Annotated in this window: 10 protein-coding genes and 2 pseudogenes; 3 read left to right on the top strand and 9 right to left on the bottom strand. The window is 72.6% G+C overall.

The window, feature by feature from the left end; translation table 11 throughout:
* Positions 1 to 92: 92 nt before the first annotated feature.
* The 7 genes and pseudogenes from G6R25_RS29835 to G6R25_RS17960 all read right to left on the bottom strand — a co-directional run bounded on the left by G6R25_RS29835 (position 93) and on the right by G6R25_RS17960 (position 5,780).
* Positions 93 to 947 (bottom strand): sensor histidine kinase, encoded by an 855-nt coding sequence (locus tag G6R25_RS29835; protein WP_336501718.1) that lies wholly within the window; start codon positions 945 to 947, stop codon positions 93 to 95.
* Positions 845 to 1,081, bottom strand: a pseudogene (locus G6R25_RS29830) (sensor histidine kinase); the annotation flags it as partial. The gene G6R25_RS29835 and the pseudogene G6R25_RS29830, both read right to left, overlap by 103 nt.
* Positions 1,082 to 1,518: 437 nt before the next feature.
* Positions 1,519 to 1,740, bottom strand: coding sequence for a winged helix-turn-helix domain-containing protein (locus tag G6R25_RS31825; protein ID WP_336501717.1), 222 nt, complete (start codon positions 1,738 to 1,740; stop codon positions 1,519 to 1,521).
* A 14-nt stretch (positions 1,741 to 1,754) separates the two neighbouring features.
* Entirely contained in the window at positions 1,755 to 2,183 is a 429-nt protein-coding gene (locus G6R25_RS31820; RefSeq protein ID WP_336501716.1) for a response regulator transcription factor, read from the bottom strand.
* A 1,300-nt stretch (positions 2,184 to 3,483) separates the two neighbouring features.
* Entirely contained in the window at positions 3,484 to 4,359 is an 876-nt protein-coding gene (gene ypfJ / locus G6R25_RS17970) for a KPN_02809 family neutral zinc metallopeptidase (RefSeq protein ID WP_163553912.1), read from the bottom strand.
* 259 nt (positions 4,360 to 4,618) lie between these two features.
* Positions 4,619 to 5,050: an ester cyclase gene (locus G6R25_RS17965; RefSeq protein WP_163553911.1), complete on the bottom strand. Its 432-nt coding sequence runs from the start codon at positions 5,048 to 5,050 to the stop codon at positions 4,619 to 4,621.
* A 76-nt stretch (positions 5,051 to 5,126) separates the two neighbouring features.
* Complete coding sequence (locus G6R25_RS17960) at positions 5,127 to 5,780, bottom strand: protease (RefSeq protein WP_235948927.1); 654 nt, start codon at positions 5,778 to 5,780, stop codon at positions 5,127 to 5,129.
* Between the two features lie 483 nt (positions 5,781 to 6,263).
* On the opposite strand from G6R25_RS17960, the gene G6R25_RS17955 reads away from it, so the two are divergent.
* A complete protein-coding gene (locus G6R25_RS17955; protein WP_163553910.1) occupies positions 6,264 to 7,166 on the top strand; it encodes a TerB family tellurite resistance protein in 903 nt (300 codons plus the stop codon).
* A 53-nt stretch (positions 7,167 to 7,219) separates the two neighbouring features.
* Here G6R25_RS17955 and G6R25_RS17950 read toward each other — a convergent pair whose 3' ends face one another.
* Together G6R25_RS17950 and G6R25_RS17945 are read right to left on the bottom strand one after the other, a co-directional pair.
* Entirely contained in the window at positions 7,220 to 7,435 is a 216-nt protein-coding gene (locus tag G6R25_RS17950) for a hypothetical protein (RefSeq protein ID WP_163553909.1), read from the bottom strand.
* A 136-nt stretch (positions 7,436 to 7,571) separates the two neighbouring features.
* Positions 7,572 to 8,042, bottom strand: coding sequence for an SCP2 sterol-binding domain-containing protein (locus tag G6R25_RS17945; RefSeq protein ID WP_163553908.1), 471 nt, complete (start codon positions 8,040 to 8,042; stop codon positions 7,572 to 7,574).
* Between the two features lie 134 nt (positions 8,043 to 8,176).
* Between G6R25_RS17945 and G6R25_RS17940 the strand changes: the two genes are divergently transcribed.
* Positions 8,177 to 8,950 (top strand): aminotransferase class IV, encoded by a 774-nt coding sequence (locus tag G6R25_RS17940; protein ID WP_235948924.1) that lies wholly within the window; start codon positions 8,177 to 8,179, stop codon positions 8,948 to 8,950.
* 232 nt (positions 8,951 to 9,182) lie between these two features.
* Positions 9,183 to 9,685 (top strand): annotated as a pseudogene (locus G6R25_RS17935) (hypothetical protein); the annotation flags it as partial.

The raw sequence follows: 9,685 nt of genomic DNA, 5'->3' as shown, positions 1-9,685 counted from the left end.
CAGGACCGCCTGAAACCCAACACACCAACACCACATTGATGTCACGCAAAACGACAAAACGTTACCGGGAAAGGCTCAGTCACCGGGCGCACCTATGCCGCGGGCAGGCGGACCTCGAAGCGGGCGCCGCCGAGGGGTGTGGCGGTGGCGGTGACGGTGCCCCCGTGACGGTGGGCGACGCCGCGAACGATCGCGAGGCCCAGGCCGGAGCCGCCGCTGTCGCGGTCCCGGCCGTCGTCGAGGCGGACGAACCGGTCGAACACCCGTTCCCGATCGACGGCCGGGATGCCCGGGCCGTCGTCGTCGACGGTCAGCACCGCCCATCCACGAAATGGCCCGATCGGGGGCGGCGACCCGCCGCCACTGCCCCCGACGTGCCGGAGCCGGATGGCGACCGTGGTCGCGGCATGCCGGTCGGCGTTGTCGAGCAGGTTCCGGACCAGGCGGACGAGGTCGGCCTCGGCACCGATCGTGACCGCCGGTGCGAGGTCGGCGGTGGGCTGGACGCGGGTCACCGCCCCCAGCTCGCCGGCGACCACCGCGACCAGGTCCACGGGCGCGCCACGGGCCGTGGGCGCCGGGGCGTCGTCGACGCGGGCGAGCAGGAGCAGGTCGCCGGTGAGCCGGTCGAGGCGGCGATGGTCGTCGAGCAGCCGGGTGGCGGCGGGCCGCCAGCCGGCGTCCCCCCGATAGGCGAGGGAGATCTCCAGCTCGGCACGCATCGCGGCCAGCGGGGTGCGCAGCTCGTGGGAGGCGTCGGAGACGAACTGGCGCTGGCGGCGGCGTCGAGCCGGTCGAGCATCGCGTTGAGGGTGGCGGTGAGGCGTTCGACCTCGTCGCCGGTGCGGGCCTGGGGCAGCCGCTCGCCGAGGGTGGAATGGCTGATCACCTCGGCGCGGCGGCGGACCGCCTCGATCGGCCGCAGCGCCCGGTCGACGGCGAACCAGGTCAGCGCCCCAACGAGGATCGTCAGCAGCGGGGTGGCGATGAGCAGGGCGCGTTGCACCAAATGGACGCTCGCGGTGATCTGGCCGAGCCGGGACACCGCACGGATCGTGCGGGGCCCGTCCGGGGTGTGCACCGTCCGCACCGCCCGCCCCAGTTGCCCCGGTTGCGCCGTCCGGACCAGTTGCGCCGGTCTCGCCCGCGCCAGCCCGGGCCCGCTCGGCCGTGGCGGCCGGGTCCGTGGTCGGTGGGGGAAGCTGCTCGACCAGCCGTCCCGACGGGTCGAGCACCTGAATCACGGTGATGTAGTCGGCGGGAACGGCGGCCCGGTCGTCGAGGGGTCGGCCGTGGGCAAGCGCGTCGGCGGCCCGGTCGACCTCGGCCCGCGCAGCCGTCTCGGCCCGGCCGAGCAGCGTCCGGGACATTGTGTGCACGAGCAGGACCGACGCCAGCACCAGCACCGTCACCGCCGCAGTCAGCCGCACCCGCAACGCCCGCACCCGCAGCCGCCTCTCATCCCGGAGGCGACGACGGAGACGCTGTGCCCACCGGCGGCGGGGACCGGGAACGGGGTCAGGCATCCGGGTCCACCAGTCGGTAGCCGAGGCCGCGCACGGTCGCGATGCGGGTGGCGCCGAGCTTGCGGCGCAGCGCCGAGACGTAGACCTCGACGACGTTGGCGTCCCCGGTGGTGTCGAGTCCCCACACGGCATGCAGCAGCCGGTCCTTGGCGACGACTCGGTCGCGGTGGCGCAGCAGCACCTCGAGCAGCGCCCGTTCCCGTGGTTGCAGCACGACGGGCTCGCCGTTCAGCGTGCACTCGCCGGACTCGGGTCGAGGGCAAGCGTGCCGTGGCCGAGCATCCGCGGCCGGGGGGTCGCCACGCGCCGGCCGAGCGCCCGCAGCCGCGCGACCAGCACCGCGAACGAGAAGGGTTTGCGCAGGTAGTCGTCGGCACCGGCGTCCAGGCCATCGACCTCGTCGAACTCGCCGTCCTTGGCCGTGAGCATGAGCACCGGCGTCCAGATCTCGGCCGCGCGCAGCGCCGCCACCACCCGGTAGCCGCTGAGCCTCGGCAGCAGGATGTCGAGGACGATGACGCCGTGCGCCCCCTCCCTGGCCTGCCACAGCCCGTCTTCGCCGTCACGGGCGACGTCGACGTCGAACCCCTCCGCGGTCAGCCCGGCGCGCAGCACCTCCGCCAGCCGGGCGTCGTCCTCCACCACCAGCACCCGCATGCCCGCCGATCCCTCCTGGCGCCGGTAACGGGACCGAGCCGATAGTGGGACCGGTCGGTCCCACCGCCGCCCGCAGCGCCGCACCCGATCACCCTCGCACCCGAGGCCGAGAATCGGCTGAGCCGCACGCCGACCCGTGTGACGGGAAGCGACGCAGCGGCTGCGTGACTAGCCGACGGACAGCGCCCGACGGTGCGCTGCGAGGTGGGGGCTCCCTGCCGCTGCCGCGCTGGTGGGCGTGGATGCGGCAGCGGCAAGGCGGGCCGGCCGGGTGCCGGGACGAATCCCGGGAGGGGGTCACCCGACCGGCTGTCCATGGGTGGCGGGGCATCGGCGACAGGCAGCGCCGGCGCCAGGCGGTGCCGCTGGCGGCGTTCGGCGGGTCCGAACCGGGTCCAGTCGGCGGCGGTCGTCCCCACGTGAGCCCGCCGGGCGTCGGTCCGCGCGCCGTGAGGGCGGGTCACGGTCGAGGCTGCTGCCGATGGGGCCGTCGGTGCCGATCGCGTGCGTCGTCGGACCGGTGAGCGCGCCGTCATTGCGGTCCACGCCCGAGCCCCACAGCCAGCGGACGGCGTGCACGGCGAATCGTCCGGCCAAGGCACCGAGGAGGCCAATCGCATGGCGAGGGCCACCAGGGTCAGCGCAACGGTCCCGGCGATCGCGGTGACGATCAGACTGCAGTGCTTCTCCCTGCTGGCAGGCACGGTGTGCGCGGCGATGAGAACGTAGCCGCCACAGGCCCACCAGCGGAAACGATGTCATCGGCGATAATCGACGCGCCACTGGACTCAGATGGAGATCGCGACGGCGAGGGCGATCTCCAGGCCGAGTGTTCCGACGCCACGACCGTGTCGGAGAAGGCCAGGTAGCCGAGAATGCCAGCCAGCTGGCCGAGTGTCGCGTCGCTGATGCAACCGGAGTGGGCATCGGCTGCCAGCAGCATCCGCGCCCCGCCGAGCGGGATGGGACCGGAACCAAAAACTTGGGACACCTCCTGGAGTGTCCCCCCCCCAATTCTCGTCCCGAGAACGGGTCAAAGATAGCAGAACGGGGCACCACCCGCCAGCGTCCCTCCGTATACAGTCGGCCTTCGCGGGCATGCAATTCGTCCGCCGGAGAATCTACATGTACACAATCTAGAACAAGATTAGCCACAACTCCGCTGCTCGCCACACCCCACCGCACCCGTACAGGATTCGGCCGCGGCGCGCGAGTCACCCGACGGCCACCCGACGGGGATCGAGGTGGCCCTGCCGAGGGACCGGGCGCGGGATCTGCCGAGGGACCGGGCGCTGCCTGGTCAGGCGTGCGGGACGGTGCCGCAGGAGGCCATGGTGGCGCCGCGGTAGCCGGTGAGGAAGGAGTCCCTGCGCTGCTCGGCGGAGCCGTGGGTCCAGGTCTCCGGGTTGACCTGGCCGGCCTGCGCCTGGATACGGTCGTCGCCGACGGCCTGCCCGGCGCCGAGGGCCTCGTCGAGGTCGGCCTCGCCGATGGTGACGTTGCCGGCGTTGTTCGCCAGCGTGCTCCACACCCCGGCGTAGCAGTCGGCCTGAAGTTCGAGCTGGACGCTGAGCGGGTTCTCCCGGGACGGGTCGGCCTGCTGGGCCTGGCGGACCCGCGCCTCGGTCCCGGTGAGCGTCTGAAGATGATGGCCGACCTCGTGCGCGACGATATACGCCTGCGCATACCGGCCCTGGGCGCCGTAGTTGCGCTGAAGCTGGTCGAGGAAGCCCAGGTCGATGTAGACCTTGCGGTCCGGCGGGCAGTAGAACGGCCCGACCTGCGACGACGCCGTGCCGCAGCCGGTGCGCACCGGCTGCGAGAAGTAGACCAGCCGCGGCTTGGTGTAGGTCTGGCCGCTGCGGGCGAACTGGGCGCCCCACACCTCGTTGATCTCGTTGAACGCCTTGAGGACGAAGCAGTCGTCGTACTGGTCGATCGCCCCGGCGACGTTGCACCGCCGGGCGACGTCGCCGGACGTGCCGCCGCCGGGCTGCGACAACGGCGACCCGGCCGAGTCCGGCCCGCCGCCGCCGAGGACCGCGACGAGCAGGTAGATGACCACGCCGAGGATGCCGGCCCCACCGCCGCCGACCGCGAGCCCCCGGCCGAGTCCCCCGCCCCCGCGCTGATCCTCCAGCTCGGAGGCGTCCACCGACTCGTCGTCGAACTGCATGTGCCGCCCTTCGCCCTGTCCCGGTCGCGGACCTGTCCGGTTCGCCGGGTTCCGCAAGGCAGTATGTCCGCGCCGATCGGCCGTCGAACATCGACCCACGGCGTCCGTCGTCGCGCGCGGCGTTGCGGTGCGTTTTGCACGGTCCGCACCCCGAAAATGCGCACAACGCACCGCATCACGTCGGCGGCACCGCCCCCCGCCCCGACCGCGCCACGCCGTACCGACCCGCGCCGTACAGGCGTGCGGCGGGGCTGCACCGTCAGGGGGGTGGCTGGTCTGCGGGGTCGAGCTGGCGGGCCAGCAGGGTCTGGTCGAAGTAGAGGCGGTTCTCGGTGATCAGGCCGCGTTGGACGCGGTAGACCTCGACGACCCGCAAGGTGATGCGCCGCCCGGTCGGAGGGTGCTCGGTGCCGTCGGCATCGCGCAGGACGCCGGTGTGCGTGGCGGTGAGGGTGTACTCCTCGACGACGAGCTCGCCCTGCTCGGCGAGGATGTGCGTGTCGACGTCCGCGTCGTCGAACGCGGCGAGGAACGCGGCGCTGTACCCGGCGCCGGCGTCGCGGCCCTCGATGCGCACCCCGCCGGGGGCCTCCACGACGAGGTCGGCGTCGAGCAGCGACCGGACCGCTGCCTCGTCACCGGCATCGAACGCCGCCAGCACCCGCTTGACCGTGTCCAGCGCCTCCCCCATCCGGCGTCCTCCCCCTCCGTCGCCGTCACCTCACCCAGGACGAATCGTCCCATCGGGCGGGGGCACGTGCACCGGTTCAGACGCCGGTGGTCGAGCCCGGACGGATAATCATCAGGACGGTGACGGCGGCCCAGAGCAGGTTGAAGATGCCGGCGGTCATCGCGAGGCGCTTGGTGCGGGCGAGCGCGAAGCCGTTCCCGGTCGCCGCGCCGCTGTCCAGGGCCGCCGCCACCCGCGAGGCGGGCAGGCTGGCGGTCGGCATGTCGGCGGTCGGCAGGTCCATCGCCGAGACGAGCATGTCCCCGGAGGATGCCTCGGCGCCACCGCCACCGGTGGCGGCGTTGTCGGTGCCAGCGTTGTCGGTGCCAGCGACGTGGGCGGCCGCGGCGGTGGTGATCTCGTCGATGAGGTTGCGCTGCGCGGGCAGGACCGCGAAGGCGAGCACGAGCGCGGCGAGGCCGGTCAGCGCGATCGCGACCATGAGCCAGATCTGACCGAGCACGTCGAGGCGCTGCGCGGTGAAGAACCCGAACACGATCACGAGCAGGCCGAGTGCCGAGTAAATCCCGCAGATCCGGTACAGCACCCGCGCGACGCCGGCGGAGTGCTCGTCGCCCGGACGGGCCAGCGCCGCGCGGGCGGCCGGCGGGAACATGCTCACCGCCACCGCGACCGGTCCGATCGCGACGATCGCGGCCAGGACATGCACGCTGAGCAGGAACTTGGTCACGGTTTCGCCTCGCGGGACGCCTCGGACGCCGGCCGCGGCGGCCGGGAGCACAGCAAGCAGTTCACGCAACACACCTCGCCGGAACGGGCACCGCCCGGCCACGAAGCCACGAAGATCACCAAGCCGCGGGGATCGCCGAGCCGCGCACACCGCGGAGCCGGGGAAGGAACGGGACGGTTCGACGTCGACGCTACGACCCTGGGCACGTCGGCACGCTGACGGACTTGCGAGGTATAGCCGTCTTCTCGCCAACCCCCGCCGGCGCGGGCGGGCGGGTCCCCAGCCGCCAGCGCCGGCGCGGGCTCCCGACGGCAGGCCGGAAACCGGGGATCCGGCGGGCCGCCTTCCGGAGCAGTTCCGTGGGCTGGTGGGGCCCGAGGTGACGCAGCCGAACCACCGGGTCGGGTCTTCGGGTCATCTGGGAGATGATGCCGTCATTGCGTGACCCATCTTGTGCGGTGCGTCTTCGGAAGTGGAGTCGGTATGCCAGTGCAGGCCGCTGTTGGGCTCGATGTCCGGCTGCTGCTGCGGATCGATGACCGGGTGTTGCTGGCACGACCGCCGGACGACGTCTGGCACGTGCTGCCCGGTGGCCCGGTGGTCGGCGGCGAGAGCGCCGACGACGCGCTCGAGCGGCAGGTGGGGCGGCTCGCCGGGCCGCGGGTCGTCGCCCGGCAGTTCGTCGGCGCGGTCGAGCATGACGGCTCCATCACCGGCCGTTCCCCGAACTCCGCGACGGACCATGTGCTCAGCGTGCTGTTCGCCGGGATCTGGCCGGCCAGCATCCCGACCCCGTCCCGCTGGGGGGAGCACACCCTCGTCCCGGTGAACATCGACGTCCTGCTCGCGACGCGGCTGCGCCCCCTGTCGATGGCCGAGGTCGTGCGCCGCTGGCTGGCCGAGGGCTGGCCGCTGTGGCGCGGACTGGACCCCGCCGGAGGTAACCGGCGGCTGCCGTCGCTGGCCTCGCTGCGGGCCCAGCTGTTCACCCGCCGCGAGGAGCTGCGGACGCTGGCCTTCCGGGACGCGGCGGTGGCGATATGCGCGCTGGTCACCGCCGCCGACGGGCACATCGACCCGACCGAGCGGGAGGGGCTGCTCGGCTTCGCCGCCACCGACCCGGTGCTGTCCCAGTTCCCCGAGCAGGACACCGTGCGGCTGTTCGAGGCGCACCTCGACCGGCTGACGGCGGACTTCGCGGCCGGCCGTCGCGCGGCCCTGGCCGAGATCATCAAGGTGCGCGGCCGGGTGGCGCAGGCCGCCGCCGTCGTGCGGATCGGGCAGGTCATCGGGCTGATCGACGGCGAGTTCGTCGCCAGCGAGCAGGCAGTCGTGCGGGAGGCGGCGCTCGCCCTCGGGCTGGAGCCGGCCGAGTTCGCCCTCTAACCGGATGGCACTCCACTCCACCCCGGCACTCCACCGGCTCCTCTCTGCGCCGGTCAGGCGTCGTCCTCCGAGCCCGCCTCGATGACGCGGACGGTGCCCACCGCGCGCCAGTTCACTGCCAGGACGTTGCCGTCCGCGAGGGTCATCCGGTCGAACCCGGCGTTGCCGGCCCGGCCGCTCATCACCGCCTCGGCGCGGCGGCGAAGCGCGGCCGCGTCGGTCCCGGCGGGCAGGTCGTACGCCCGGCCGTCGAGCACCAGCCGTACCATCCGCCCACCATCCACTCTCCCTGAACCGCGGAGCCGCCGCGCGCCTCGCCATCCACCACCGCCGTCAACCGACAGTAATACGTGCCGCACACGGAGTACGTCACCCTGGGGCGGGCGGCACCGGGCGCAGGGTGGCTCAGTCGTCCTGCTTGAGCCCGAACCAGAACATCACCTTGCCGCCGAACTTCAGGTCGCCGTCAATCTTGATTTTCCGGGTGATGAAGAGCTTGGCGCCGCTGACCTGGCCGATGAGCACGCGGACGAAGCGGACCCGGTCGGTGGTGATGGTCAGCGCACGGTCGGCGGGCGCCGCGCCGACGCCGGCGGGGGGCTCGATCGCCAAAACGCAGGTGCCGTCGACGATGTGCAGCTCGTAGGCGCGGGTGCCACCGCCGGGGCCGCCGGTGAGGGCGAAACGGATGAGCGCGTTCTCGCCCTGCGCCTGCTCGGGCCGGAACGTGTCGCGCATCTGGCGGAAGATCTCGTCGAGGATGCCCTCCCCGGCCGGGCCCGCCAGCAGTTCGGAGATCTCCCGCTCCGACAGGGCGGACAGACCACTGACGATCTTGGCCGGGTCGGCCGTGGGGTCGACGGCGAGGTCGGACATGGCCACTCCATTCGTTGACGGGCGGCCCGCCAGACGACGGGCGCGGCACGAGCACGCTAGCGAACCCGCCGCCGGCCTTCGTCGCCCGGGGCGCCCGATCGGGCGCCCCGCACCGGCTGGCTATCCTGACCGGAGTGATCAGCCCGGCATTCCTGCGCGTCGAGATCGACGGGTGTCCCGTGCCCCCCGGCGATGCGCCTGCCCTGGCCCTGGTTCCGCACGGCCATTTCACGGTCATGCAGGTCCGCGCCGGCCGAACCCGCGGTCTCGACCTGCACCTGCAACGTCTCGACGCGGCGAACCGCGAGCTCTACGACTCGCCGCTCGACGGCGAGCTGGTGCGCGCCCGCATCCGGACGGCACTGGCCGCCTCGACCCGCGACGCCACCGTGCGGGTCGTCGTCGCCGGCGCGGCGGACGGCGGCCCGACGCGGCTCATCGTCGCGGTCGGAGCACCTGCCGAACCGCCGGCGGCCCCGCAGCGACTCATGTCCGTGCCGTACACGCGGCCGTTTGCGCACCTCAAGCACCTGGGCACGTTCGGTCAGCTCCAGTACGGTCGCCTCGCCCGCCGGCGCGGCTTCGACGACGCGCTGCTCACCGGACCGGGCGGCATCATCACCGAGGGCGCGACGACCAACATCGGCTTCCTCGCCGCAGACATGATCGTCTGGCCGGACACGCCGGCCCTGCACGGCGTGACGATGGCCCTGCTGGAGCGGTCGCCGGGCAGCTCGCGGGCGCCGGTGCTGCTGACGGACCTCGGCCGCTTCGAGGCCGCCTTCGTGACGAACTCCCGCGGGATCGTCGCCGTGGCCGCCGTCGACGACCACCGCTTCGCCGGGTCGACGCCGCTCATCGCCGAGCTCGCCCGCCGGTACGACGCCGTTCCCGGCGACCTCGTCTGAAAATAAAAAGTCAAATCATTTCTCTACTTAATTGTGGTTACATCATCTCGACACCGACGACCATTTCCACGAGGTAAATTCGATGCCATAACCAGGTCGTCACGGAACCGCCAAAAAAGTTTCCCGAGGACGGAATGCTAGGTACTGTCATGGCTCCGCCAGCATTTTCCGGCGGGTCAGAACAGTCCGAACCGGGTCCGGTTCCGCGTCGTCCTGAAGGAACACCGCACCAATGCCGCTTTCCTCAGCAAGGCTCCTCATCGCACTCCTGCTGCACGAGCAACATCGCGTCGAGCCCGCCGGCGTGCCCGTGCGGTACCCCTTCCCACCGCCGGCCGAGCGCCACCTCGTTCGCGCCGCGACAGCCCTCGCCGCCGGCCGATCCAAGGGCGCCCTGCGCGAGCTGCGCCAGAGCGAGCACGACCCCACCGACCCCGACCACGAAGCGGTCCACGAGGCGCTCTACCTCGCGGCGCTCGCCCTCGACCGGAACTGGTCCCCGGACGACGCGGGCCTGCTCTGGCCCGAGCCGGCCGGCCCCCCGACCAGCAGTCCGCTGACGGCCTGGACGGCGCAGATGATCGTCCGGCAGCGGCACGACCTGCTCGCACCGACCAGCGCGGTCATCTGCGTGCTCGCGGCCGAGGTGATCCCCGTGATCCGGATGGCCCGCGCCCGCCTGCTCGCCGCCGTGTACGTCCAGCCCGGCGCCGGCACCCCGGCCGGCGACCGCCG

It is taken from the genome of Candidatus Frankia alpina (assembly GCF_902806485.1).
Classification (GTDB): Bacteria; Actinomycetota; Actinomycetes; order Frankiales; family Frankiaceae; genus Frankia; species Frankia alpina.
The sequence above is the reverse complement of the archived record's forward strand: the minus strand, read 5'-3'. Positions and strand labels throughout refer to the sequence as shown.

Bases quoted from the DNA above. Each gene is read 5' to 3' on its own strand.
- G6R25_RS17950 (WP_163553909.1), bottom strand. From the start codon at position 7,435: ATGGTACGGCTGGTGCTCGACGGCCGGGCGTACGACCTGCCCGCCGGG.
- G6R25_RS17965 (WP_163553911.1), bottom strand. From the start codon at position 5,050: ATGGGGGAGGCGCTGGACACGGTCAAGCGGGTGCTGGCGGCGTTCGAT.
- G6R25_RS17945 (WP_163553908.1), bottom strand. From the start codon at position 8,042: ATGTCCGACCTCGCCGTCGACCCCACGGCCGACCCGGCCAAGATCGTC.
- G6R25_RS17955 (WP_163553910.1), top strand. From the start codon at position 6,264: ATGCCAGTGCAGGCCGCTGTTGGGCTCGATGTCCGGCTGCTGCTGCGG.
- G6R25_RS31820 (WP_336501716.1), bottom strand. From the start codon at position 2,183: ATGCGGGTGCTGGTGGTGGAGGACGACGCCCGGCTGGCGGAGGTGCTG.
- ypfJ (WP_163553912.1), bottom strand. From the start codon at position 4,359: ATGCAGTTCGACGACGAGTCGGTGGACGCCTCCGAGCTGGAGGATCAG.